The 24,126-nt window shown below is 71.9% G+C and carries 22 protein-coding genes; 12 read left to right on the forward strand and 10 right to left on the reverse strand.

Annotation, left to right across the window (positions count from 1 at the left end; translation table 11 throughout):
* Window positions 1-261: 261 nt before the first annotated feature.
* Window positions 262-930 carry a hypothetical protein gene (locus OHT61_RS10280; RefSeq protein ID WP_329037097.1) on the forward strand — a complete coding sequence of 223 codons (669 nt, stop codon included), beginning with the start codon at window positions 262-264 and terminating at the stop codon, window positions 928-930.
* A 21-nt stretch (window positions 931-951) separates the two neighbouring features.
* Window positions 952-1,584 carry a class F sortase gene (locus OHT61_RS10285; protein ID WP_329037098.1) on the forward strand — a complete coding sequence of 211 codons (633 nt, stop codon included), beginning with the start codon at window positions 952-954 and terminating at the stop codon, window positions 1,582-1,584.
* On the opposite strand, the gene OHT61_RS10290 is transcribed toward OHT61_RS10285, so the two are convergent.
* The gene (locus OHT61_RS10290; protein WP_329037099.1) at window positions 1,585-2,376 is read right to left on the reverse strand and encodes a sulfite exporter TauE/SafE family protein; all 792 of its coding nucleotides are present in this window, start codon (window positions 2,374-2,376) and stop codon (window positions 1,585-1,587) included.
* A gap of 149 nt (window positions 2,377-2,525) precedes the next feature.
* Here OHT61_RS10290 and OHT61_RS10295 point away from each other — a divergent pair, with 149 nt between their 5' ends.
* The 4 genes from OHT61_RS10295 to OHT61_RS10310 all read left to right on the forward strand — a co-directional run bounded on the left by OHT61_RS10295 (window position 2,526) and on the right by OHT61_RS10310 (window position 8,015).
* Window positions 2,526-3,764, forward strand: coding sequence for an NAD(P)/FAD-dependent oxidoreductase (locus OHT61_RS10295; protein ID WP_329037101.1), 1,239 nt, complete (start codon window positions 2,526-2,528; stop codon window positions 3,762-3,764).
* Window positions 3,764-6,349 (forward strand): nitrite reductase large subunit NirB, encoded by a 2,586-nt coding sequence (gene nirB / locus OHT61_RS10300; RefSeq protein ID WP_329037102.1) that lies wholly within the window; start codon window positions 3,764-3,766, stop codon window positions 6,347-6,349. Before OHT61_RS10295 ends, nirB begins: the two co-directional genes overlap by 1 nt.
* Complete coding sequence (nirD, locus tag OHT61_RS10305; protein WP_329037104.1) at window positions 6,349-6,708, forward strand: nitrite reductase small subunit NirD; 360 nt, start codon at window positions 6,349-6,351, stop codon at window positions 6,706-6,708. Before nirB ends, nirD begins: the two co-directional genes overlap by 1 nt.
* A 140-nt stretch (window positions 6,709-6,848) precedes the next feature.
* Complete coding sequence (locus tag OHT61_RS10310; protein ID WP_329037106.1) at window positions 6,849-8,015, forward strand: alkaline phosphatase PhoX; 1,167 nt, start codon at window positions 6,849-6,851, stop codon at window positions 8,013-8,015.
* Between the two features lie 58 nt (window positions 8,016-8,073).
* Here the strand turns inward: OHT61_RS10310 and OHT61_RS10315 are convergent, their stop codons facing one another.
* Complete coding sequence (locus OHT61_RS10315; protein WP_329037107.1) at window positions 8,074-8,490, reverse strand: VOC family protein; 417 nt, start codon at window positions 8,488-8,490, stop codon at window positions 8,074-8,076.
* Between the two features lie 162 nt (window positions 8,491-8,652).
* Here OHT61_RS10315 and OHT61_RS10320 point away from each other — a divergent pair, with 162 nt between their 5' ends.
* Window positions 8,653-9,237 carry a DUF4287 domain-containing protein gene (locus OHT61_RS10320; RefSeq protein ID WP_329037108.1) on the forward strand — a complete coding sequence of 195 codons (585 nt, stop codon included), beginning with the start codon at window positions 8,653-8,655 and terminating at the stop codon, window positions 9,235-9,237.
* 37 nt (window positions 9,238-9,274) lie between these two features.
* On the opposite strand, the gene OHT61_RS10325 is transcribed toward OHT61_RS10320, so the two are convergent.
* The 4 genes from OHT61_RS10325 to OHT61_RS10340 form a co-directional block, all read right to left on the reverse strand.
* Window positions 9,275-10,288: an ArsR/SmtB family transcription factor gene (locus OHT61_RS10325; RefSeq protein ID WP_329037111.1), complete on the reverse strand. Its 1,014-nt coding sequence runs from the start codon at window positions 10,286-10,288 to the stop codon at window positions 9,275-9,277.
* Window positions 10,289-10,767: 479 nt separating this feature from the next.
* Window positions 10,768-13,479, reverse strand: coding sequence for a pyruvate, phosphate dikinase (ppdK, locus tag OHT61_RS10330; RefSeq protein ID WP_329037113.1), 2,712 nt, complete (start codon window positions 13,477-13,479; stop codon window positions 10,768-10,770).
* Between the two features lie 573 nt (window positions 13,480-14,052).
* A complete protein-coding gene (dusB, locus tag OHT61_RS10335; protein ID WP_329037114.1) occupies window positions 14,053-15,201 on the reverse strand; it encodes a tRNA dihydrouridine synthase DusB in 1,149 nt (382 codons plus the stop codon).
* Between the two features lie 45 nt (window positions 15,202-15,246).
* Window positions 15,247-16,107 (reverse strand): MmyB family transcriptional regulator, encoded by an 861-nt coding sequence (locus OHT61_RS10340; RefSeq protein WP_329037116.1) that lies wholly within the window; start codon window positions 16,105-16,107, stop codon window positions 15,247-15,249.
* A gap of 101 nt (window positions 16,108-16,208) precedes the next feature.
* Between OHT61_RS10340 and OHT61_RS10345 the strand changes: the two genes are divergently transcribed.
* Window positions 16,209-17,678 carry an MFS transporter gene (locus OHT61_RS10345; protein ID WP_329037118.1) on the forward strand — a complete coding sequence of 490 codons (1,470 nt, stop codon included), beginning with the start codon at window positions 16,209-16,211 and terminating at the stop codon, window positions 17,676-17,678.
* A 99-nt stretch (window positions 17,679-17,777) separates the two neighbouring features.
* Here the strand turns inward: OHT61_RS10345 and OHT61_RS10350 are convergent, their stop codons facing one another.
* The 3 genes from OHT61_RS10350 to OHT61_RS10360 form a co-directional block, all read right to left on the reverse strand.
* Window positions 17,778-17,981: a DUF6243 family protein gene (locus OHT61_RS10350; protein ID WP_329037119.1), complete on the reverse strand. Its 204-nt coding sequence runs from the start codon at window positions 17,979-17,981 to the stop codon at window positions 17,778-17,780.
* Between the two features lie 195 nt (window positions 17,982-18,176).
* Window positions 18,177-18,380, reverse strand: coding sequence for a hypothetical protein (locus tag OHT61_RS10355; RefSeq protein WP_329037121.1), 204 nt, complete (start codon window positions 18,378-18,380; stop codon window positions 18,177-18,179).
* A 91-nt stretch (window positions 18,381-18,471) separates the two neighbouring features.
* Window positions 18,472-19,854 (reverse strand): glycine--tRNA ligase, encoded by a 1,383-nt coding sequence (locus OHT61_RS10360; protein WP_327118848.1) that lies wholly within the window; start codon window positions 19,852-19,854, stop codon window positions 18,472-18,474.
* 215 nt (window positions 19,855-20,069) lie between these two features.
* Between OHT61_RS10360 and OHT61_RS10365 the strand changes: the two genes are divergently transcribed.
* Genes OHT61_RS10365 through OHT61_RS10380 form a run of 4 tightly spaced genes read left to right on the forward strand, consistent with a single transcriptional unit; the run spans window position 20,070 to window position 23,264 of the window.
* The gene (locus tag OHT61_RS10365; protein WP_329037124.1) at window positions 20,070-21,050 is read left to right on the forward strand and encodes a metal ABC transporter substrate-binding protein; all 981 of its coding nucleotides are present in this window, start codon (window positions 20,070-20,072) and stop codon (window positions 21,048-21,050) included.
* A gap of 41 nt (window positions 21,051-21,091) precedes the next feature.
* Window positions 21,092-21,868, forward strand: a complete 777-nt coding sequence (locus OHT61_RS10370; RefSeq protein ID WP_329037125.1) for a metal ABC transporter ATP-binding protein — start codon at window positions 21,092-21,094, stop codon at window positions 21,866-21,868.
* Entirely contained in the window at window positions 21,868-22,767 is a 900-nt protein-coding gene (locus tag OHT61_RS10375; protein ID WP_329043191.1) for a metal ABC transporter permease, read from the forward strand. The genes OHT61_RS10370 and OHT61_RS10375 overlap by 1 nt, the downstream gene beginning before the upstream one ends.
* A gap of 38 nt (window positions 22,768-22,805) precedes the next feature.
* Entirely contained in the window at window positions 22,806-23,264 is a 459-nt protein-coding gene (locus OHT61_RS10380; protein ID WP_443049394.1) for a Fur family transcriptional regulator, read from the forward strand.
* 44 nt (window positions 23,265-23,308) lie between these two features.
* Here the strand turns inward: OHT61_RS10380 and OHT61_RS10385 are convergent, their stop codons facing one another.
* Window positions 23,309-24,121 (reverse strand): isoprenyl transferase, encoded by an 813-nt coding sequence (locus OHT61_RS10385; RefSeq protein WP_329037128.1) that lies wholly within the window; start codon window positions 24,119-24,121, stop codon window positions 23,309-23,311.
* Between the last annotated feature and the right edge of the window lie 5 nt (window positions 24,122-24,126).

Here is a 24,126-nt window from a genome sequence, read left to right on the forward strand (position 1 = left end):
GTGGGGGGTGTGGTGCGTGTGCCCGCCCCCGCCGACTCCATTCATGTGACGTGCGCCACACCCGAAAGGCGGGGGTGTCACCCGATCGGCACCGGGCGCGTTCCGCCTCCGCCCAGCGGCGCACGACCTGGACGGAACTCCCCGGGAAAGGGCGCCACCCGGGGCCGTACGGGTGAGACCTGACCATGCGTCGACATGCGGCCCCGGCTCACGGCCCGTTACCTCGGAGGGAGGACACATCCGTCTGCCCGGAGGATTCCCATGCGCAGCCCCGCCCGCCTCGTGACCGGTACAGCCGCCGCGGCCCTCACCGCCGCCGCGCTCGGCCTCGCCGCCGCCCCGTCCGCCCACGCGGACGCGCCCGGCCTCGGCAGACCGGGGCTCACCGCGGTGGCGGTCCCGGCCACCGGCGCGGCGGAGTGCGAGTCCGGATCGCCGGGTGGCACGGACGCCTCGGCCGCCTGCGACACCGACGCGGCCCCGGCCGACGAGCTGTACCCGGCCGACGAGTCGGACACCTTCGAGGAGCCGGCCGCCCCCGACGACCTCGCGGCCACCGATCCCCTCGACGCGGCCGACGACCCGGCGGCGCTGTCCGGGTCGCTCCGGCCGGAGACCGGCGAGGACCCGCTGGACGACCCTCTGGCGGACGACCTCGGCGCCGGCGTCGCGGAGAAGCCGGGGACCCGGCCCGAGCCCCTGACCCCGCCCGGCGCCGACCCCGGGCACGCCAAGCCGCCCACGGGCCGGCCCACGACACCGCCGGGAAACCGCCCCAGTGAACCGTCCGGGCACGTCAGGACCGGAGTCGGCGGGAGCGCCGCTCCCGACACGGCGCAGCTCGCGGCGGGAGCGGGTCTCGTCGCGGCGGCGGCCGTGTGCGGTGTGCTGCTCCTGCGCCGCCGGCGCTCGGACGGCACGCACGGCTGAGCCCGCCCGGAGGAGGACGACGTGAACGGCACCGCGCTGCAGGCCAGGGCCTGGCTGGCCGGCATCGTCGCGCTGTGCGGCCTGTGGCTCGTCGAGGGCGGTGCCGCCGCCCGGCTCGCCGCACCCCAGCCGTCCACCGGGGAGGCCTTCGCCGCCGGACCCGGGGTGCGGCCCGGCGCACCGGTCGCGTCGCCCCTGCGCCCGTCGGCGCCGGTCAGGATCCGCGTTCCGGACATCGGCGTGGACGCCCCCATGACCGGGCTCCGGCTGGGCGCCGACGGCAGTCTCGACGCGCCCCCGGCCGAGCGCCGCAACCTCGCGGGCTGGTACGAGGACGGCACGCCCCCGGGAGCCAGAGGAACCGCGATCGTCGCGGGGCACGTTGACAACGCCGACGGACCGTCCGTCTTCTACTCACTGGGGTCGCTGAAGAAGGGCGCCCGGATCGAGATCGACCGCGGTGACCACCGCACGGCGGTCTTCTCGGTCGACGCGGTCGAGGTGTACGACAACGACCGCTTCCCGGACGAGCGGGTCTACGGCCCCACCGCCCACGCCTCGCTGCGCCTGATCACCTGCGGCGGCGGCTTCACCCGCGAGACCGGCTACCTGGGCAACGTGGTCGCGTTCGCGCACCTCACCGAGGTGCGGTGATCAGGCGGTCCACTGGTCGAAGCCGAGCTTGGCGACGAGCGAGAACACGACGACCAGCAGCACTCCGCGTACGAAGCCGCTGCCCTTCCTCAGAGCCATGCGCGCCCCGAACATGCCGCCGGCCAGGTTGAACACGGCCATCAGCGCGGCCAGCTGCCACAGGACGGTGCCCTGGTAGGCGAACATCGCGAGGGCTCCGGCGTTGGTGCAGACGTTCACGATCTTGGCCGTGGCGGAGGCGGTGACCAGGTCGAGGTGGAGGACCGCCGTCAGCGCGAGCACGAGGAACGTGCCCGTGCCCGGCCCGAACAGGCCGTCGTAGAAGCCGATTCCGCCTCCGACCAGGACGATGGCGGTGACGGTGCGCGCCCGGGTGACCTGCCGGCCCGTGCCGTCGCCGGCCGCCGCCGTGCCGAAGGACGGCCGCAGCATCACGAAGGCCGCGACGCCGAGCAGGACCACCATGATCACCGGGCGCAGCACGTCGCTGCTGATCCCGGCAGCGAAGAAGGCACCGGTCATCGACCCCGCGAGGGCCGTGAGCCCGATCCTCACGGCGGTCCCGACCTGGACGGGCGCCTTGCGGACGTAGGTCACGGCGGCGCCCGAGGTGCCGACGATGGCGACCGCCTTGTTGGTACCCAGGATGTGAGCGGCCGGGACGTGCGGGAGTCCGAGCAGCAGGGCGGGCAGGAGGAGGAGCCCGCCGCCGCCCACCACCGCGTCGATCCAGCCGGCAGCGGCGGCCGCGAGGCACAGGAGGACGAGGGTGGTCAGCGTGATGTCGGGCATGGACGCGACCTTAGGCAAGCGATAGGTGCCCCGTCCAACCAGTCTCACCGGCGCCTCACAGGAGGCGTGCGGGCGCGCTGAGCGCAAGGTTCCTCCCGGGAAACAGGAGGGATGCGGCCGGGTAACACCGGCCGCGCAGTCTCTTCGCCATGAGGACACGGAGCGGGAACGCGGCGCAGGTGGTGGTGATCGGCGCGGGGATGGCGGGCGCGCGGCTCGCCGCCCGGGTGCCCGGTGTCACCGTCATCGGCGAGGAGGCCCACGCACCGTACAACCGGGTGCTGCTGGCCGAGGTCCTCGCGGGCCGCTACGAGCCGGACGTGATCGCGCTGCCGCCCGCCCCGGTGCGGCGCGGGGTGCGGGTCGTGCGGATCGACCGGGAGGCCCGCGAGGTCGTGTGCGACGACGGCGGCGCCATCGGTTACGGGCGCCTGGTGCTGGCCACCGGCTCGAACCCGGTGCTGCCGCCGCTGCGGGGCATCGGCCGGGCCCTTCCGGACGGGGTGCACCCCTTCCGCACCCTCGACGACTGCCTCGCCCTCCGTGCCGCCGTCCGTCCCGGAACGCGCGCCGTCGTCATCGGCGGCGGGCTCCTCGGGGTGTCGGCCGCCCGCGCGCTGGCGGAGTGCGGCGCCCAGGTGGTGCTGGCCCAGCAGGGCGAACACCTCATGGAGCGGCAGCTGGACGCCGAGGCGGCGGGGCTGCTGCGGCGCCACCTGGAGGCGCTCGGCGTCGAGGTGCACACGGAGAGCCGGGTGCGCGGGCTGCGCTGCACGGACGGCGCCGCCCCGGCGGTACGTGCGGTGGAGATGGCCGACGGTTACGAACTGGAGGCCGAGATCACGGTCCTGGCCTGCGGGGTCCGCCCCAGGACGGGGCTGGCCGTGGCGGCCGGCCTCGACGTCCGCAAGGGCGTGGTCGTGGACGACGAGCTGCGCACCTCGGACCCGTACATCCACGCCGTCGGCGACTGCGCCGAGCACGACGGGACGGTGTACGGGCTGGCGGGTGCGGCGATCGAACAGGCCGACGTCCTGGCCGAGGTGCTGGCGGGCCGGACGGCCGGCTACCGGGGCACCAGGGCACTGACCCGGCTCACCCTGCGCTCCCCCGCGGCCGCCCCGGTGACCGCCGGGGCTCCCGGCGGCCTGGACCTGGCGGCGTTCGGCGACTCCCGCCCGCTGCCCGGGGACGACGTGGTGCGGCTGGCCGACGCCACCCGGGGCGCGTACCGCACGGTCGTCGTCCGGGGCGACCGGCTAGCCGGCGGGGTGCTGTTCGGCGATCTCGCCGCGGTCGGCACGCTCGCCCGGACCTGGCAGGACGACGAACCGCTGCCCGCCGACATGTCCCTGCTCCACCTGCTCACCAACGACGGAGGCCTCTGATGCCGGTGCCCACTCCCCCGACCTCCCCCACCGCGGGCGTGCCGACGATCGTGGTCGTCGGGCACGGCATGGTCGGGCAGCGGTTCCTGGAAGCGCTCGCCGACCGCGGTCTGACCGCCGCCGCGGGCACGGCCCGTGTCGTCGTGCTCTGCGAGGAGCCCCGCCCCGCGTACGACCGGGTGCAGCTGACCTCGTACTTCGCCGGGAGGACTCCGGAGGACCTCTCGCTCGTCGAGCCGGGTTTCATGGCACGGCACGGCTTCGAGCTGCGCGTCGGCGATCCGGCGGAGAGCGTCGACCGTGAGGCGCGCACCGTCACGGCGCGCTCCGGGGAGACCTTCGCCTACGACACGCTGGTGCTGGCGACCGGCTCGTATCCGTTCGTCCCGCCCGTACCGGGCAAGGACGCCGAAGGCTGTTTCGTCTACCGCACCATCGAGGACCTGCTCGCCATCGAGGAGTACGCGAAGGGCGCGACGACGGGGGCCGTGGTCGGCGGCGGGCTGCTCGGCCTGGAGGCCGCGGGCGCCCTCCAGGGCCTGGGACTGCGGACGCACGTCGTGGAGTTCGCGCCCCGGCTGATGCCGGTGCAGGTCGACGAGGGCGGCGGCGCGGCCCTCCTGCGCACCATCGAGGGCATGGGGCTCTCCGTCCACACGGGTGTCGGCACCCAGGAGGTCACCGCGGGCGAGGACGGCCGGGTCGACGGCATGTCGCTGTCGGACGGGTCCTCCCTCGCGACGGACCTCGTCGTCTTCTCCGCCGGAGTGCGCCCCCGGGACCAGCTGGCCCGCGACTGCGGCCTGGAGGTCGGCCCGCGCGGCGGCATCGTCGTCGACGAGCAGTGCCGCACCTCGGACAGCGCGGTGTTCGCGATCGGCGAGTGCGCGCTGGCCTCCGACGGCCGGGTGTACGGCCTGGTGGCGCCGGGCTACGAGATGGCGGCCGCGGCCGCCGAGGTGATCGCGGGCAGGGCGGCCTCCTTCACCGGCGCCGACCTCTCCACGAAGCTGAAGCTGCTCGGTGTGGACGTGGCCTCCTTCGGCGACGCGCACGGCGCGGCCGAGGGGTGCCTCGACGTGGTGTACGCGGACTCCCGCTCGGGCGTCTACAAGAAGCTGGTGATCGGCGAGGACGGCACTCTGCTCGGCGGTGTCCTGGTCGGGGACGCCGACCAGTACGGCACCCTGCGGCCGATGACGGGCACGGTCCTGCCGGTCGCCCCCGAGCAGCTGGTGCTGCCGGCCGGTGCGGGCGGGCCGGTCACGCTCGGCCCGTCCTCGCTGCCCGACGAGGCGGTGATCTGCTCCTGCCACAACGTCACCAAGGGCGCGATCTGCGAGCACACCACGCTGCCCGAGGTGAAGAAGTGCACCAAGGCGGGTACCGGCTGCGGGAGTTGCGTCAAGGTCATCGGTCAGCTGCTGCCGCAGCCGGAGGACCAGGGGCTGTGCGGCTGCTTCGCGTACACCCGCAGCGAGCTGTACGAGATCGTCCGCACCCTCGGTGTCACCTCGTACGCCGCCCTGCTCGACTCGCACGGCCGCCCGGAGGCGCGCGGCGGTGACGGCTGCGAGGTCTGCAAGCCGACGGTCGGCTCGGTCATCGCGTCGCTGGCGCCGACGGTCGGCGCGAGCGGTTACGTCCTGGACGGCGAGCAGGCGGCCCTCCAGGACACCAACGACCACTTCCTCGCCAACCTCCAGCGCAACGGCTCGTACTCGGTGGTGCCGCGCATCCCCGGCGGCGAGATCACCCCGGACAAACTGATCGTGATCGGCGAGGTGGCCCGGGACTTCGGCCTCTACACCAAGATCACCGGAGGTCAGCGCATCGACCTGTTCGGCGCCCGCGTCGACCAGCTGCCGCTGATCTGGACCCGGCTGGTGGACGCCGGCTTCGAGTCCGGGCACGCCTACGGGAAGTCGCTGCGGACGGTCAAGTCCTGTGTGGGGCAGACCTGGTGCCGCTACGGCGTGCAGGACTCCGTGCGGATGGCGATCGACCTGGAGCTGCGCTACCGGGGCCTGCGCTCCCCGCACAAGCTGAAGTCGGCGGTCTCGGGCTGCGCCCGCGAGTGCGCGGAGGCCCGCGGCAAGGACTTCGGGATCATCGCCACCGCCCAGGGGTGGAACCTGTACGTCGGCGGCAACGGCGGCGCCACCCCGCGCCACGCGGACCTGCTCGCACAGGACCTGTCGGACGCCGAACTGGTCCGGCTCATCGACCGGTTCCTGATGTTCTACATCCGCACGGCGGACCGCCTGGAGCGCACCTCGACCTGGCTGGACCGGATCGAGGGCGGCCTGGACCACGTGCGGGACGTCGTCGTCCACGACTCGCTGGGGCTGTGCGACGAGCTGGAACGCCTGATGGCCGACCACGTCGCCGGCTACCGGGACGAGTGGGCCGAGACCATCAGGGACCCCGAACGGCTGCGGCGGTTCGTCACCTTCGTCAACGCCCCCGACGCGCCCGACCCCTCGGTCCGGTTCGTCCCGGAGCGCGACCAGGTCAAGCCCGACCTGGACATCCTCGCGGGCCCGGTGCTCGCTATCCGTACTCTCGAAGGGACCCCCTCCTGATGACGACCACGACGGTGGAGACGGCGCGGGACACCCGGACGGTCCGGCTCGCGGACGGGGACGGCTGGCTGACGGTCTGCGACCGCTCGCTGCTGACCCCGGGGCGCGGCGTGGCGGCGCTCCTGCCCGACGGCCGACAGGTCGCGCTGTTCATGGACAGGTCCGGGCGGGCGTACGCGATCGACAACCGCGACCCGTTCACCGGCGCGTACGTCCTGTCCCGGGGCCTGCTCGGTTCCGCGGGCGGGCGGCCGTTCGTCGCCTCGCCCCTGCTGAAGCAGCGCTTCGACCTGGAGACGGGCGCGTGCCTGGACGACGACGAGGTGTCGGTGCCGGTGTTCCCGGTCCGCGCGGACTGACCGCGCGCCGTCTCCGCGTACTGACTCCGCCCCGTTCACGGCGCGTTGGAGCGGTGTCCACCCCGCGCCTCTACTGTCCTGACGTTCGACCCGCCGGGCCGACCGGGCCGGCGGGCCAGCACGTCACCCGTGGAGTGATCGTGGAACGTCGGACCTTCTTGCGCACAGCGGTGATCGGTTCATCGGCGGCGGCCTTCGGCGGCACCCTCTGGAGGGGTGCGGCCTCCGCGGCCCCTGCCCAGCCGGCCACCGGTCCGTACGGTGCGCTGCAGGCCGCCAACGCGAACGGCATCCTGCTGCCGAGCGGATTCACCAGCCGCATCGTCGCGCGTTCGGGGCAGATCGTCCCCGGCACCTCGTACGCCTGGCACAGCGCACCCGACGGGGGCGCCACCTTCGCCGCCGGCAGCGGATGGATCTACGTGTCCAACGCCGAGGTGTCCTCGGGCAGCGGCGGCGGGGCGAGCGCGGTGCGCTTCGACGCGTCGGGGAACGTCACCTCGGCGTACCGCATCCTGTCCGGCACGAACAACAACTGCGCGGGCGGCCGCACCCCGTGGAACACCTGGCTGTCCTGCGAGGAGGTCACCCGCGGATTCGTCTACGAGACGGACCCCTGGGGCGTGAACGCGGCCGTGCAGCGTCCGGCGCTCGGCCGCTTCAAGCACGAGGCGGCGGCGGCCGACCCCGACCACGGCTACGTCTACCTGACCGAGGACGAGACGGACGGCCGCTTCTACCGCTTCCGTCCCACCACCTGGGGCAACCTGTCGGCCGGCACGCTCCAGGTCCTGGTGGCCGGCTCGGGCACCTCCGGCCCGGTGACCTGGACGACGGTCCCCGACCCGGACGGATCGCCCACCCAGACCCGCTACCAGGTCTCCGGCGCGAAGGTGTTCAACGGCGGCGAGGGCTGCTTCTACGCGGCGGGCACCTGCTGGTTCACCACCAAGGGCGACAACCGGGTGTGGGCGTACGACGCGAACGCCTCGTCCCTCTCGCTCGCCTACGACGACTCGCTCGTCACGAGCGGCACCGCGCCGCTGACGGGCGTGGACAACGTCACCCGGTCCGCCTCGGGCGACCTGTACGTCGCCGAGGACGGCGGCACCATGGAGATCTGCCTGATCACCCCGGCCGACACGGTCGCCCCGTTCCTCAGGATCAGCGGCCAGTCGGGCTCGGAGATCACCGGGCCCGCCTTCTCCCCGGACGGGAAGCGGCTCTACTTCTCCTCGCAGCGGGGTACGAGCGGCAGTTCCTCCGGCGGCATCACCTACGAGGTCACGGGGCCGTTCCGCTCCTGACCCGCCCCCGGGGCGGGTGTCGTGGTGCGCGCACCGCGGCAGCCGCCCCGTCCGGACGTCAGGACTGTCCCTCGACCGCGGACGGGTCCATCCACACGACCTCCCAGATGTGGTGGTCGGGGTCCTGGAAGGAGCGGCCGTACATGAAGCCCTCGTCCATGGGCTCGTTGGCCGGCGAGCCGCCCGACGCGAGCGCGGCGTCGGCCATCTCGTCGACCTCGGCGCGGCTCCCGGCGCTCAGGGCGATGAGGACCTCGGTCGTCGCCGACGCGTCGGCGATCTCCTTCTTGGTGAAGTCCTTGAAGCGCGGCTCGCTGATGAGCATGGCGAAGATCGTGTCGCTGATGACGAGACAGGCGGTCGTGTCGTCGCTGAACTGCGGGTTGAAGCCGAAGCCGAGCTTCGAGAAGAAGTTCTTGGTCTTCTCCAGGTCCTTGACCGGCAGGTTCACGAAGATCATCCGAGGCTGAGGCATGGTTCCCACTCTTCCGTCCGGCACCCTGCGGTGCTCCCGCGCGCTCCGTGCGAGCGCCCACAAGAGGTAGACGGCCCCGGCGCGCGGAACTCATCGCCCGGTGCGGGGCGGCTTCCCGCGCGTCACCGCCGGTGCCGGCGCGGCGGCGCATAGCTTCGGGGCATGAGCGGAGCCACGGGCCGGAGGATCACCGGGAAACTGTCGGACGGAGCCCTGAGGGGGGCGACCGGCCGGGGCTGGGCGGACTGGTTCGACGTGCTCGACGCCTGGGACGCGACGCGGCGCACCCACGCGGAGATCGCCGCGTACCTGGGCACGGAGCACCGCATGGGCGGCTGGTACGCCCAGTCGGTCGCCGTCGGGTACGAACAGGAGCGCGGCCTGCGGGAGGTGGGGCAGTCGTCCTCGGGCGACTGGAACACCTCGGGCAGCCGGACGCTCGCGGCCCCGCCGGAGCGCGTCCTGGCGGCCTTCACCGAACCGGGGCAGCGCGGGCGCTGGCTGCCGGACGTGGAGCTGTCCGTGCGCACGCTGCGCCCCGGCAGGTCCCTCACCGCGGATCTCCGCGACGAGTCCGGGGACGCGGCGGGGCGCGTCTCGGTGCGGCTGGAGGCCCTGCCCGACGGGCGTACGCGCGTGGGCGTGGGCCACGGGAAGCTGGCGGACGCGGCGGCGGTGGCCCGCTACAAGGCGTTCTGGAAGGAGCGTCTGGCCGTCCTGAAGGCGGTGCTGGAGGAGCGGGGCTGACCCGGCTCGGGACAGGGTGTACGGGGCCGACCCCGGCTCAGGACAGGGCCAGCGGGGCCCCTCCCCGGAGCAGGGCGGCCCCGAGCGGGGTCAGCGTGTGCAGGACCGAGCTGCCGTGGCGCAGGGTGCGGACGAGACCGGCCTCGCGCAGCACGCAGGCGTGCTGGCTGGCGGAGGCCAGGGACACCCCGGTCCTGCGCGCGAGCTCGCTGGTCGTGCAGCCGTTGCCGATGGACCGCAGGACCGCGGAGCGGGTGTGGCCCACGAGCCGGCCGAGCCAGGGCCCCGGCTCCGCGAAGGCGGGGGCGCCCGGGTGGGTGACCGGGTAGACGAGGACGGGTGGCAGGAGCGGGTCTCGGTAGACGACGGGCGTGCCCCGGCAGAAGTACGAGGGCTGCAGGAGGAGACCCCGCCCGTCCAGGTGCAGCTCCCGGTCGACGGGGTAGTCCGCCTCCAGCACCGGCGCGCGCCAGCGGATCATCGGGGGCAGGGTGGCGAGGAGTTCGTCCGCCCCGCCGTCGAGCAGGGCCCGCCCCCGGACCGCGCGGTCGGCCTCGACGCTCGCCCGGATGTGCGGCCAGTACGGCTCGACCGCCGCACGGTGGTAGGCACGCAGGGTGGAGATGAGCCGGCCCAGGGGCTCCGTGCGGCCCTCGGCGAGCGCGTCCGGCAGGGCGGCCGCGGTGGGACCGCCCGACGGCCGCCTGAGCAGGGGGACGTTTTCGGCCAGGAGCGCGGTTTCCGCGCGGATGCGGTCGGGCGGGGTGTCGCGCAGCGCTTCCATTCCGGCGTCGAATCCGAAAGGTTCGGCACCCTCCGCGGAAGGCGTCAGGAAGTCGGGGAAATAGCCGCGAGGCGGAACTACGGCCGACAGCAGACGTGCTTCACCATTCAACCGGGTCCGGGATTCCTTACGCCATTTCCCGAACACCGAGGAACCACGCCGGTCCCTCAGCCTGTGAAAACTGAGGACGGTTTCCCACATCGCGTCCGGCCGCGCGGCCATCCGCACCCGCGAGAGGTCCACTCCGGACACATGGATACGCAGCACCGAACCCCCACCTGTTGCACCCGCAATTGCCCCCGTCGAAGGGTATGCACAGCGTCACAGGAGGTCACCACGGGGTTTCGGCCACAGTTGAAAAGCCTCGCCCGTATCGGCCGCACCCGAAAGGCTGTACGACGTCGGGTACGCATCCGGCGTCACCGAAAGAGCGGGTGAGGGCCGTGGGGGGCTTTGCCCGTTCGGCGGCGGTGAACGACGGTGCGGCTCCGTACCCGGCAGGGGTAAGCGGGTGCGGCCCAGGGGTGGGGATCCTTGGGCCGCACCCCTGCGGCCGTCCCCCGATTTGCGCACCGAACGGTGAAAAGAAACAACCTTGAACGGTTCGCGATTCAATTGACGAAGCGGCGGCACCCCCGCACAGGGTGCCGCCGCTTCCGGGTAATCCGGCCCCGCCGTCGGATCGTCGAGGGTGTATGTGATCCGACGGCGGCCCCGGAGTCCTGCCGCTCGCTCGCCGCGGGGACTCAGCGGCTGTCGCTGCCCCGGGATTCGGCGGCGGCGCGGCCCGCTTCCAGCCGGGCGACCGGAATGCGGAAGGGCGAGCAGGAGACGTAGTCCAGGCCCACCTCGTGGAAGAAGTGCACCGACTCCGGGTCTCCGCCGTGCTCCCCGCAGATGCCGAGCTTGAGGTCCGGGCGGGTGGCCCGGCCGGCCTCCACGGCGCTGCGCACGAGGGCGCCGACGCCGTCCTTGTCGATCGTCTCGAACGGCGACACCCCGAAGATGCCCTTCTCCAGGTACGCGGTGAAGAACGAGGCCTCGACGTCGTCGCGGGAGAAGCCCCACACCGTCTGGGTGAGGTCGTTCGTGCCGAAGGAGAAGAACTGCGCGGCCTCGGCGATCTGACCGGCGGTCAGCGCGGCCCGGGGCAGTTCGATCATGGTGCCGATGGTCAGCCGCAGCTCCGTGCCGGTGGCCGCCTCGACCTCGGCGATGACCCGGTCGGCCTCCTCACGGACGATCTCCAGCTCCTGGACGGTGCCGACGAGCGGGATCATGATCTCGGCGCGGGGGTCGCCTTTGGCGTTCTTGCGCTGCGCGGCCGCCTCGGCGATCGCGCGGACCTGCATCGCGAACAGCCCCGGGATGACCAGGCCCAGGCGGACGCCGCGCAGCCCCAGCATCGGGTTCTGCTCGTGGAGCTTGTGCACGGCCTGCAGCAGGCGCAGGTCGTTCTCGTTGGCGTCCTTGCGGGACTCGGCGAGCGCGACACGCACCGAGAGCTCCGTGATGTCGGGCAGGAACTCGTGCAGCGGCGGGTCGAGCAGCCGGACCGTGACGGGCAGCCCGTCCATGGACTCGAACAGCTCGATGAAGTCGGCCTTCTGGAGCGGCAGGAGGGCTTCCAGGGCGCTGTCACGCTCGTCGTCGGTGTCCGCGAGGATCAGCTTCTCGACCATCTCGCGGCGCTCGCCGAGGAACATGTGCTCGGTGCGGCACAGCCCGATGCCCTGGGCGCCGAAGCGGCGGGCCCGCGAGGCGTCCTCGGCGTTGTCCGCGTTCGCCCGTACCCGCAGCCGGCGTACCCGGTCGGCGTAGGCCATGATGCGGTGCACGGCGGCGACGAGCTCGTCGGCGTCGTCGGCGCCCGCGTGCATGCGGCCCTCGAAGTACTCCACCACCGGGGACGGCACGACGGGGACCTCACCGAGGTACACCTTGCCGGTGGAGCCGTCGACGGAGACGAGGTCGCCCTCCTCGACGACGGTGTCCCCGACCGTGAGCCGGCGCCGCTTGGTGTCGACCTCGATCTCCTCGGCGCCGCAGACACAGGTCTTGCCCATGCCCCGGGCGACGACGGCCGCGTGCGAGGTCTTGCCGCCGCGCGAGGTCAGGATCCCCTCGGCGGCGATCATGCCGTCGAGGTCGTCGGGGTTGGTCTCCCGGCGGATGAGGATGACCTTCTCGCCGGACCGCGACCACTTGACGGCGGTGTAGGAGTCGAAGACGGCCTTGCCGACGGCCGCACCGGGCGACGCGGCGATGCCGCGGCCGAGCAGCACACTGGCCGCGCCGTGGTCGAAGCGCGGGAACATCAGCTGCGCGAGCTGGGCCCCGTTGACCCGCTGGAGCGCCTCGGCCTCGTCGATGAGGCCCTGGTCGACGAGCTGGGTGGCGATCCGGAAGGCGGCACCGGCGGTGCGCTTGCCGACCCGGGTCTGCAGCATCCAGAGCTGGCCGCGCTCGATGGTGAACTCGATGTCGCAGAGATCCTTGTAGTGGGTCTCCAGCGTCTCCATGATCTTCATCAGCTGGTCGTACGACGCCTTGTCGATCGACTCCAGCTCAGCCAGCGGCACCGTGTTGCGGATACCCGCGACGACGTCCTCGCCCTGCGCGTTCTGGAGGTAGTCGCCGTAGACGCCCTGGTGACCGCTGGCCGGGTCACGGGTGAAGGCGACGCCCGTGCCGGAGTCGGGCCCGAGGTTCCCGAAGACCATCGAACAGATGTTGACGGCGGTGCCGAGGTCGCCGGGGATGCGCTCCTGGCGGCGGTAGAGCTTGGCCCGGTCGGTGTTCCACGAGTCGAAGACCGCCTTTATGGCCAGGTCCATCTGCTCCCGCGGGTCCTGCGGGAAGCCGCGCCCGGCGTCCCGCTCCACGATCCTCTTGAACTCCGTGACCAGCTTCTTGAGGTCCGCCGCGTCGAGGTCCACGTCGACGGTGACGCCCTTGGCCTCCTTGGCGGCCTCCAGCGCCTCCTCGAAGAGCTCGCCGTCCACTCCGAGCACGGTCTTGCCGAACATCTGGATGAGACGGCGGTAGGAGTCCCAGGCGAAGCGGTCGTCCCCGGCCTGCGCGGCGAGGCCGACGACGGAGGCGTCGGAGAGGCCGATGTTGAGGACCGTGTCCATCATCCCGGGCATCGAGAACTTGGCGCCGGAGCGGACCGAGACCAGCAGCGGGTCGTCGGCCTGGCCGAGCGTCTTGCCCATGCGCGCTTCGAGCGCCGCCAGGTGCGCACCCACCTCGTCGCGCAGCGCGGCCGGCTCGTCACCGCTGTCGAGGTAGACCTTGCACGCCTCGGTGGTGATCGTGAAGCCGGGAGGGACGGGAAGCCCGAGGTTGGTCATCTCCGCGAGGTTGGCGCCCTTGCCACCCAGAAGATCTTTCAGATCCTTGTTGCCCTCGGTGAAGTCGTAGACGAACTTCTGGGGGTCTTTGTTTTCCGACACGGGTCTCGACTCCTCGAGGACGCGGTGGCTGCCCTGACGGCGAGGAACATACCCAGATCGAAGGTGTCTGGGTACGGCCACTTGCGCGTCGTGAGGTCTCAACCACCCGTCCGCCAGCAGATCGAAAGTGGCGCGGCATCAGGGTCCGACAGCCGCCCGCGTTCACCTCTTGAACGCAAAACCACCGAGCGTGCACGTCATCGGGGTGAATCCACACGCACAGTGCCGGAAGCCTTGATCGATCAAAGTGAAGTTGCCTGGCACCCAGTGCCGTCATTTGAGAAGTACAGTCGCACTTCACGCGCTCATCTGAGCCAAACTGTTCTCAGGGGTGGCGAGAATCACGCCCTCGGGTGCGCTCAGATGTCACCATCCGGACGCCCTCCGGGCTGATGGACGTCACTCCACCGGCACACAGTGAGCGCGAGGAGTCACCGGACGGCGTGCGCCACGGGCGCGCGGGGACGCCCACCGTCGATTCTCGGCGGAATCGCCCGGATCACGCGAAACGAGCCCGCTCACATGAGCGGGCTCGTCATGGGGCACTCGGTGCCGTCGCGAGGGAGGTACGGCTCAGCCGCCTGAGGTGTCCAGCTCGGCGTCGGCGCCCACGCCCGCGCAGTCGTTGGGGTCGTCGAGCCAGCCGTCCGGCAGGGCCACCCGGTTGTTGCCCGAGGTGCGCCCGCGGGGGCCGTCCGCGCCCTCCGGCCACGGCTGGTCGAGGTCCAGGCGGTGGAGCTGCCCGGACAGTTCCTCCAGCGTCGATGTGACCGCGAGGCACTTGCGCATCTCCGAGCCGACGGCGAAGCCCTTGAGATACCAGGCCACGTGCTTGCGGAAGTCGATCACCCCGCGGCTCTCGTCGCCCATCCACTCCCCCAGCAGCGTGGCGTGACGCACCATGACGCCGGCCACCTCGCGCAGGCTCGGCCTCTGCCTCGCACCCGTGCCGTCGAAGGCGCCGGCCAGGTCACCGAAGAGCCAGGGCCGCCCGAGGCAGCCTCGGCCCACGACCACTCCGTCGCAGCCCGTCTCACGCATCATCCGCTGCGCGTCCTCGGCGCTCCAGACATCGCCGTTGCCGAGGACGGGGATCTCCGGAACGTGCTCCTTGAGCCGTGCGACGGCGTCCCAGTCGGCCGTGCCGCCGTAGTGCTGGGCGGTGGTCCTGCCGTGCAGGGCGACGGCGCTGATGCCCTCCTCGACCGCGATGCGGCCGGCGTCGAGGTAGGTCATGTGGTCGTCGTCGATGCCCTTGCGCATCTTGATCGTGACCGGGAGGTCGCCCGCCTGCGCGACGGCCTCGCGGAGGATCGCACGCAGCAGCGGCCGCTTGTACGGGAGCGCGGAGCCGCCGCCCTTGCGGGTGACCTTGGGGACCGGACAGCCGAAGTTGAGGTCGATGTGGTCCGCGAGATCCTCGTCGACGATCATCCGGACCGCCTTGCCCACGATGGCCGGGTCCACTCCGTAGAGCTGGACGGAGCGCAGCGTCTCGCTCGCGTCGAAGTGGATGAGCTGCATCGTCTTCTCGTTGCGCTCGACCAGGGCGCGCGTGGTGATCATCTCGCTGACGAACAGTCCCCTGTCCCCGGAGAACTCGCGGCAGAGCGTGCGGAAGGGAGCGTTGGTGATGCCCGCCATGGGGGCGAGCACGACCGGCGCCTGCACGGTGTGCGGGCCGATCCGGAGCGCGGGGGGAGCGGGAGCGAGCGTGGTCATGAGCCCATTGTCCCGTACCCGGCGCGAGGCCCGGATACCGCCCGCTCAGGCATCGGCGAGGGCCGACTCCAGCAGCCGCTCCAGCCCCTGCCGGGACTCCTCGTCCGCGGGCACGTACGTCACCATGCGCGGCCCCGGGGAGGGGCCGAGCCACAGGTCGGTGTGGTCGAGGCGCAGCGGGCCGACCCGGGCGTTGTGGAACAGCTTGGTGCGGTTGGCCGTCCCGACGACCTCGTGGCGGGCCCAGATCTCGGCGAAGTCCGGTGCGGCCCCCAGCCGCCCGAGCAGCGCCTTCCAGGCGGGCTCGGCGAGGTGCCCCGCCATGGCTCCGCGGAACTTCGCGGTCATCAGGCGGTGCGCCGCCGGGAGGTCGGCGACGGCGGCCCGCCAGTCCTCGTTCGTGAAGGCGAGGATCATGCAGTTGCGGTCCTCGGGTGCGATGTCGTCCAGGTCGCAGAGCAGCCGCCCGTACGTGCGGTTGTACGCGAGGATGTCGTAGCGGCTGTTCTGGACGCAGGCCGGGAAGGGCTCCAGGCGCGTGAGCAGTTCCCGCAGAGCCGGGGTGACGCCGGTGCAGTCGGCCCCGGGGGCCGGGTCGACGGCCCCCGCCAGCGAGAAGAGGTGGGTGCGCTCGCCGCGGTCGAGGAGCAGGGCGCCGGCCAGCGCGTCGAGGACCTGGGGCGAGACCTGGATGTCACGCGCCTGCTCCAGCCACGTGTACCAGGTGACGCCCACGGCCGACAGCTGCGCGACCTCCTCGCGCCGGAGCCCCGGGGTGCGCCTGCGGCGCCCGCGCGGCAGCCCGACCTGCTCGGGGGTGATGCGCTCGCGGCGGCTGCGGAGGAACCCCGCGAGTTCGTGCCGTCTGGCGCCGGACCCGGGTACCTCGGGGCTCACGGTCGTCATCCTCCCAGCCTGCCGGACGCCCCGACGCGCTGCCAGGTGCTCCTGCTACCAGGATAAGGAGACTCTGGTACCAGGCTGCGGGCTCCCCCAGAGTCGGTGGTGTGAGTGAATCCTCTGTACTGACGAACACGACCCCCGACGGCATCACCGCGGCGCGGCACCACCATCCGGCACCGGTGCTCGGGACGCTCGGGCTGTTCACCGTGCTGCTCGGCGGGGCGCTGCCGCTCGTCGACTTCTTCATCGTCAACGTCGCCCTGCCCACCATCGACCACGACCTGGCCGCGGGCCCCGCCCTCCTCGAACTGGTCGTCGCGGGCTACGGGCTGGCGTACGCCGTGCTGCTCGTCCTCGGCGGGCGCCTCGGCGACATGGCGGGCCGCCGAAGGCTCTTCCTGGCGGGGATGGCCGCCTTCGGTCTCACCTCGCTCGCCTGCGGGCTGGCACCGGACGCCTGGACCCTGGTCGGGGCGCGGGTGGCGCAGGGCGCGTCCGCCGCGCTGATGCTCCCCCAGGTTCTGGCGACCATCCAGGCGGCGACGGCCGGCCACCGCAGGGCGCGGGCCATGAGCCTGTACGGGGCGACGGCCGGGCTGTCGATGGTCGCGGGCCAGATCCTCGGCGGCGTCCTGGTCTCGGCCGCCCCGCTGTCCGCGGTGTTCGGTGCGAGCGCGGGCTGGCGCTCGGTGTTCCTCGTGAACGTCCCGGTCGCCGCGGTGGGTCTGCTCCTGGCCGCCCGCTCGGTGCCGGAGACGCGTTCGGAGCGGCCCGCCCCCGTCGACGTACCGGGCACCCTGCTCCTCGCCACCGCCCTGACGGCTCTGCTCGCACCGCTGACGGAGGGGCGCGCGGCGGGGTGGCCCCTGTGGACCTGGCTGTCCCTGGCGCTGTTCCCGTTCGCCGCGGTGGCCTTCTGGCGGGTGGAGCGGCGGGCCGACGCGCGGGGGCGGACGCCGCTGGTGCCGCCGAGCCTGCTGCGGCTGGACTCGCTGCGGCGCGGCCTGATCCTGGTGGTGCCCTTCTCCGTCGGCTTCGGCGGCTTCATGTTCGTGATAGCGGTCGCCCTGCAGCAGGGCCTGCGGATGGGTCCCGCCACCGCGGGGCTGTCCCTGGCCCCGATGGCCGCCGCCTTCTTCGCGGCCTCCCTGGCAGGTCCCCGGCTGGTCCGGCGCTTCGGCAGCCGGGTCGTGACGGCCGGAGGGCTGATCCAGGCCGTGGGCGTCACCGTGCTGGCGCTGACCGTGTGGCGAGGCTGGCCGGACCTCGGTCTGCTCGGCCTGCTTCCCGGCATGGCGGTCGCGGGACTGGGCCAGGGGCTCCAACTCCCCGTGCTCTTCAGGATCGTGCTGTCGGACGTGCCGTCCGAGCGGGCCGGGGTGGGCGGCGGTGTGATGACGACGACCCAGCAGGCGTCGCTGGCGCTCGGGGTCGCCACGCTCGGCACGCTGTTCCTCGGCGTGGCTCCGGGCGCGGGCATGCGGGACGCACTGGTCATGACGCTGCTGGTGCAGTTGGCGGCCGTCGTCCTGACCGTCCTGCTGAGCCTGCGGCTCCCCCGCACGGTGGGGTGAGAACGCGGACGGTGACACGCACACGGCGGGGTGGACGCGACGCGGGCCCGGATCACCGAGGTGATCCGGGCCCGCGCTCGTACGGGTGGCGCGAGGAGGTCAGCTCCCGGCCGGCGCGTCCCCGGCCGGTGCGGCATCGGCCGACCCGGCGCGCTCACGCATCTTGCGCACCAGCTCCTGCTTCTTGTCCTCGGCGGCCTTGCGGTCCTTGTCGCGCGCGGGACCGGCGCCCTGCTGTTCGGCGCGGGACAGCTTCTTGCGCTGTCCGCCCACACCGAGGAGGTTGTTGCGGCTCTTGGCCACGGGGTTCTCCCATTCGTGGTGAGAAGTGAGTCCGGGGTGACCGGAGATCACCTGGGGATCGGTTCGACGGTGACGGGCGGCGAGGGCCCGTCACACGCTCACTCGTAGATCTGGAAGAACGAGGACATGACGAAAAGGTACCCCGGCGCAGGAGATGCCTCATCCGGTTATTCTCGGCGCGGCCGGGACGCCGGTTCAGGCGCTCGGGTCGACCGTCGCCTGATGGGCCTCGGTGAGGTGCTCCTCCGCCTTCAGCCAGGGCAGGAACTGCGCCGTCCTGCGCCACCCGCAGGTGTCGCAGGCGAGCTGGCGCTGCATCCCCGACTTCCGTACGTGGACGACGTGTTCACGGCCGTGCTGGTCCCATCTGCTGACCTTGCTCGTGGTCATGGACGGCATCCTGGCCTCCCCTGTGGACGAGTGCGCCCAGTGTGCACGAAGCCCCCGGTTCCGCAGACCGGAACCGGGGGCTTCGTCACGTGCGACCGGGTCAGCAGCCCAGCAGACGGGAGCCGAGGTAGCCCTGGATCTGGTCCAGGGAGACGCGCTCCTGCTTCATGGTGTCGCGCTCGCGCACGGTCACCGCGTTGTCGTCGAGGGTGTCGAAGTCGACGGTGACGCAGAACGGCGTACCGATCTCGTCCTGACGGCGGTAGCGGCGGCCGATGGCACCCGCGTCGTCGAACTCGATGTTCCAGTTCTGCCGCAGGTCCGCGGCGAGGCCCTTGGCCTTCGGCGACAGCTGCGCGTTGCGGGACAGCGGCAGGACGGCGACCTTGACCGGCGCCAGGCGCGGGTCGAGGCGCATCACGGCACGCTTCTCCATGACGCCCTTGGCGTTGGGCGCCTCGTCCTCGCTGTAGGCGTCGAGGAGGAAGGCCAGCATCGAGCGGCCGACACCGGCCGCCGGCTCGATGACGTAGGGCGTGTAGCGCTCGCCCTTCTCCTGGTCGAAGTAGACGAGGTCCGTGCCGGACGCCTCGGAGTGCGCCTTGAGGTCGTAGTCGGTGCGGTTGGCGACACCCTCCAGCTCGCCCCACTCGCTGCCGCCGAAGCGGAAGCGGTACTCGATGTCAGCGGTGCGCTTGGAGTAGTGGGAGAGCTTCTCCTTCGGGTGCTCGAACCACCGCATGTTCTCCTCGCGCAGGCCCAGGCCGGTGTACCAGTTCCAGCGCTGCTCCATCCAGTACTCCTGCCACTGCTCGTCCTCGCCCGGCTTGACGAAGAACTCCATCTCCATCTGCTCGAACTCGCGCGTGCGGAAGATGAAGTTGCCCGGAGTGATCTCGTTCCGGAAGGACTTGCCCATCTGCGCGATGCCGAACGGCGGCTTCTTGCGCGAGGTCTGCTGCACCTGGCCGAAGTTGGTGAAGATGCCCTGGGCGGTCTCGGGGCGCAGGTAGGCGACCGAGCCGGTGTCCTGGGTCGGGCCGAGGTGGGTGGAGAGGAGACCCGAGAAGGCCTTGGGCTCGGTGAAGGTGCCCTTGTTGCCGCAGTTGGGGCAGTTGAGGTCGGCCAGGCCGTTGACGGGCGGCTTGCCGTGCTTCTCCTCGTACGCCTCCTCCAGGTGGTCGGCGCGGTAGCGCTTGTGGCAGGAGGTGCACTCGGTGAGCGGGTCCGAGAAGGTGGCGACGTGGCCGGAGGCGACCCAGACCTCGGGGGCAAGGATGACCGACGAGTCGAGACCGACCACGTCCTCGCGCGCGGTGACCATGTAGCGCCACCACTGGCGCTTGAGGTTCTCCTTCAGCTCGACGCCGAGCGGCCCGTAGTCCCAGGCGGCCTTCTGACCGCCGTAGATCTCACTGGAGGGGTAGACGAAGCCACGGCGCTTGCTCAGGCTGACGATGGTGTCGATCTTGTCGGCGGCCACGGTGCTCTCTTCATTACGACGGCGGAACGGGACAGGGGCGGCGCGGAGCCTCGCTGAGGGGATGCGCGCGAGGCGGGCGGGCGAATGCCCCAGATTACCGGCGGGCGCACCCCCCGGATCAAATCGGTGGGGCGCATAGCGGTACCAGGGCTGCGATCCGGGCATCTCATCAGCCTTGTTGACAATCGTTTCCAGTTTTGTTGAAAATGACTGTCATGAACGTACGCCGCCTCATACCCGCAGCCGCCGTCGCCGGAGCAGTCGCACTCGGCCTCACCGCGCTCTCCGCCTGCTCCTCGTCCGACGCGGCCGAGGGAGGGGGCGACGGCAAGCTGGACGTGGTGGCGTCCTTCTACCCGATGCAGTTCCTCGCCGAGGAGATCGGCGGGACGCACGTCTCCGTCACCACGCTCACGAAGCCCGGCGCCGAACCGCACGACCTGGAGCTCTCCCCCCGGCAGATCGGCGGCCTGAGCGACGCCGACTACATCCTGTTCCTCAAGGGCGTCCAGCCCGCCGTGGACGACGCGGTCGCGCAGGCCGGCGTGAAGAACACCGTGGACGCGGCGAAGCTGACCACGCTGGAGAGCCACGGCTCCGAGGTGGACGGCCACGACCACGGCCACGAGGAGGGCGGGGAGCACGAGGGCGAGGAGCACGGCCACGAGGAGACCGGGCTCGACCCGCACATCTGGCTGGACCCCGTGAAGTACGCCGAGGTCGCCAAGGGCGTCGGTAAGTCCCTGGAGAAGGCCGACCCCGCCAACGCCGCGGACTACCGCAAGAACACGGACACCCTGGTCGCCGAGCTGAACGAGCTGGACACGGCGTACCGGACCGGTCTGAAGGACGCGGCCACCCGGACGTTCATCACCACGCACTCCGCCTTCGGGTACCTCGCCGAGCGCTACGGCCTGACCCAGGAGGGCATCGCCGGCATCGACCCCGAGGCCGAGCCCAGCCCGGCACGGATCGACGAGATCCACACCGCCGCCGAGAAGAGCCGGGCCACCACCGTGTTCTTCGAGACGCTCGCCAGCGACAAAACCGCCAGGACGCTGGCGAAGGACCTCGGGCTGAAGACCGGAGTCCTGGACCCGCTGGAGGGAATCACGGAGAAGTCCGCCGGCGCTGACTACCTCGAGGTCATGAAGTCCAACCTGACCGCGCTGCAGAAGGCGCTCGGCGCGAAGTGACCCGTCAAGTGCCCGTAACCGCAGCAGCACCGGAGGCGACCGTGCCCGAGCCAAGTACGCCCGAACCCGTGATCAGGATGTCCGGAGCGACGGCGACGCTCGGCGCGCGCCCCGTGCTGCGCGGCGTCGACCTCGCCGTCAACCGCGGCGAGGTCGTGGCGCTGCTCGGCGCCAACGGCTCCGGCAAGTCCACCGCCGTGCGTTCCGTCATCGGCCAGGTCCCGCTGACCGGCGGCACCGTGGAGCTCTTCGGCACGCCGCTGCGGCGCTTCCGCCAGTGGTCCCGCATCGGTTACGTGCCGCAGCGCACCACGGCGGCCGGCGGCGTCCCGGCGACGATCCGCGAGGTCGTCGCCTCCGGGCGGCTGTCCCGCACGAAGCTCGGACTGCCCGGCCGGGCGGACCGTGCGGCCGTGGACCGCGCGATCGGGCTCGTCGGCCTCGCGGACCGCGCCAAGGACTCCGTGAACGCCCTCTCCGGGGGCCAGCACCAGCGGGTCCTGATCGCCCGTGCGCTCGCCTCCGAGCCCGAGGTGCTGATCATGGACGAGCCGATGGCGGGCGTCGACCTCGTCAGTCAGGAGATCCTCGCCTCGACGCTGCGCGAGCAGGTCGCCGGCGGGGCCACGGTCCTGCTGGTCCTGCACGAACTGGGAGCCCTGGAGCCGCTGATCGACCGGGCCATCGTCCTGCGCGACGGCTGCGTCATGCACGACGGCCCGCCCCCCGAGGCCATGGGCCAGCACGCCCTTCCCGGCCACGACCACGTACACCCCCACGCGGCCTCCGAGCCCGCCCGGACGGGACTGCTGACCTGATCATGCTGGAATTCCTGAACCCTCCCTTCATGCAGCGGGCCCTGCTCGCCGCCGTCCTGGTCGGGATCACCGCGCCCGCCATCGGCATCTACCTCGTCCAGCGCCGTCAGGCCCTGATGGGCGACGGCATCGGGCACGTCGCCCTGACCGGGGTCGGCCTCGGCTTCCTGCTCTCCGTCAGCCCCGTGTGGACGGCGACGCTCGTGGCCGTGGCCGGCTCCGTCGTGATGGAGCTGATCCGCTGGTACGGCCGCACCCGCGGCGACATCGCGCTGGCCATGCTGTTCTACGGCGGCATGGCGGGAGGCGTGATGCTGATCAACCTCTCGGACACCGGCTCCAACGCCAACCTGACGTCGTTCCTCTTCGGCTCCCTGTCGACGGTCTCCGAGGAGGACGTCACCGCGATCGTGGCGCTCGCCGCCTTCGTGGTGCTCGTGACGGTGGGGCTGCGGCGCCAGCTGTTCGCCGTCAGCCAGGACGAGGAGTTCGCCCGGGTGAGCGGCCTGCCGGTACGCGCGCTCAACCTGCTGGTCGCGGTGACCGCCGCGATCACCGTCACCGTGGCGATGCGGGTCGTCGGCCTGCTGCTGGTCAGCGCCCTGATGGTGGTGCCGGTCGCCGCCGCCCAGCAGATCACGAAGTCCTTCAAGGTGACGTTCGTGCTGTCCGTCGTCATCGGGACGGCCGTCACCCTGGCGGGCACAGTGACCTCGTACTACGAGGACGTGCCGCCGGGCGCGACGATCGTGCTGATGGCCATCGCCGCCTTCGTCCTGCTCACCGCGCTCGCCACGCCGCTGGCCCGCAGACGTGCCAGGGGGAGCGAGGCCGAGGCGGCCCGGTGCACCCTTGAAGTACCGGCGGCCCGCACGGCCAAGGACGACGTGCAGGTGTGACCGTGACGACGGAGCGGGCTGGCACAATGGCCCGACACATGCACGGGCGACACGAGGAGGCAGCTGTGGCGACGCCGATCAGTGGCACGAACGCGGCTCCGGTGCGCGGCCGGTCCACCCGGCAGCGGGCGGCTGTCGCGGCGGCGCTCGACGAGGTCGACGAGTTCCGCAGCGCCCAGGACCTGCACGACGTGCTCAAGCACAGGGGCGACTCCGTCGGTCTGACCACGGTCTACCGCACGCTCCAGTCCCTCGCCGACGCCGGTGAGGTCGACGTCCTGCGCACCACGGACGGCGAGGCCGTCTACCGGCGGTGCTCGACGGGTGACCACCACCATCACCTGGTGTGCCGCGTCTGCGGGAAGGCCGTCGAGGTCGAGGGACCGGCGGTGGAGCAGTGGGCCGAGACCATCGCCTCGCAGCACGGCTACGTGAACGTGGCCCACACGGTGGAGATCTTCGGGACCTGCGCGGACTGCGCGGGCGCCGGGGACTGACTCCGGCGCGGGCCCCGTCACGACGGGGCCCGCGCCGTGCCGTCTCAGCCCTCGGCGAGCTCGTCGGCGCCGCCGAAGCGCCGGTCGCGCTTGGCGAACTCGAGGCAGGCGCGCCACAGGTCGCGGCGGTCGAAGTCGGGCCACAGGACGTCCTGGAAGACCATCTCGGCGTACGCGCTCTGCCAGATCAGGTAGTTGGACGTGCGCTGCTCGCCGCTGGGACGCACGAAGAGGTCGACGTCCGGCATGTCCGGGTAGTAGATGTACTTCGCGAACGTCTTCTCGTTGACCTTCGAGGGGTCGAGCTTTCCGGCCGCGACGTCCTCGGCGATCCGCTGCGCCGCGTCGGCGATCTCGGCCCGGCCGCCGTAGTTGACGCAGAAGTACAGCGTCATCCTGTCGTTGTCCTTGGTCTGCTCCTGGGCGACCTGGAGTTCCTGGACGACGGACTTCCACAGCTTGGGCATGCGCCCGACCCAGCGGATGCGGATGCCGAGTTCGTCCATCTCGTCACGGCGGCGCCGGATGACGTCGCGGTTGAAGTTCATGAGGAACTTCACCTCGTCCGGCGAGCGCTTCCAGTTCTCCGTGGAGAAGGCGTACAGCGAGAGGTTCTTGACGCCCATCTCGATGCAGCCCTTGAGGACGTCCAGGACGACGCCCTCGCCGACCTTGTGTCCCTCGGTGCGCGGGAGTCCCCGCTCCTTGGCCCAGCGGCCGTTCCCGTCCATCACGACGGCCACGTGCTTGGGCACGAGCTCGCCGGGGATCTTCGGCGGGGTGGCGCCTGAGGGGTGCGGCTCGGGGTTCTTGTACTCACGCCGGTTACGGCCGCCGAGCATCCCGCGTACTGCCATGGGCT

This window comes from Streptomyces sp. NBC_00178 (assembly GCF_036206005.1).
GTDB lineage: Bacteria > Actinomycetota > Actinomycetes > Streptomycetales > Streptomycetaceae > Streptomyces.

Coding starts and splice junctions, on each gene's coding strand:
- OHT61_RS10280 (WP_329037097.1), top strand. CDS start 262: ATGCGCAGCCCCGCCCGCCTCGTGACCGGTACAGCCGCCGCGGCCCTC.
- OHT61_RS10290 (WP_329037099.1), bottom strand. CDS start 2,376: ATGCCCGACATCACGCTGACCACCCTCGTCCTCCTGTGCCTCGCGGCC.
- OHT61_RS10295 (WP_329037101.1), top strand. CDS start 2,526: ATGAGGACACGGAGCGGGAACGCGGCGCAGGTGGTGGTGATCGGCGCG.
- nirB (WP_329037102.1), top strand. CDS start 3,764: ATGCCGGTGCCCACTCCCCCGACCTCCCCCACCGCGGGCGTGCCGACG.
- nirD (WP_329037104.1), top strand. CDS start 6,349: ATGACGACCACGACGGTGGAGACGGCGCGGGACACCCGGACGGTCCGG.
- OHT61_RS10315 (WP_329037107.1), bottom strand. CDS start 8,490: ATGCCTCAGCCTCGGATGATCTTCGTGAACCTGCCGGTCAAGGACCTG.
- OHT61_RS10320 (WP_329037108.1), top strand. CDS start 8,653: ATGAGCGGAGCCACGGGCCGGAGGATCACCGGGAAACTGTCGGACGGA.
- dusB (WP_329037114.1), bottom strand. CDS start 15,201: ATGACCACGCTCGCTCCCGCTCCCCCCGCGCTCCGGATCGGCCCGCAC.
- OHT61_RS10340 (WP_329037116.1), bottom strand. CDS start 16,107: ATGACGACCGTGAGCCCCGAGGTACCCGGGTCCGGCGCCAGACGGCAC.
- OHT61_RS10355 (WP_329037121.1), bottom strand. CDS start 18,380: ATGCCGTCCATGACCACGAGCAAGGTCAGCAGATGGGACCAGCACGGC.
- OHT61_RS10365 (WP_329037124.1), top strand. CDS start 20,070: ATGAACGTACGCCGCCTCATACCCGCAGCCGCCGTCGCCGGAGCAGTC.
- OHT61_RS10380 (WP_443049394.1), top strand. CDS start 22,806: ATGCACGGGCGACACGAGGAGGCAGCTGTGGCGACGCCGATCAGTGGC.
- OHT61_RS10385 (WP_329037128.1), bottom strand. CDS start 24,121: ATGGCAGTACGCGGGATGCTCGGCGGCCGTAACCGGCGTGAGTACAAG.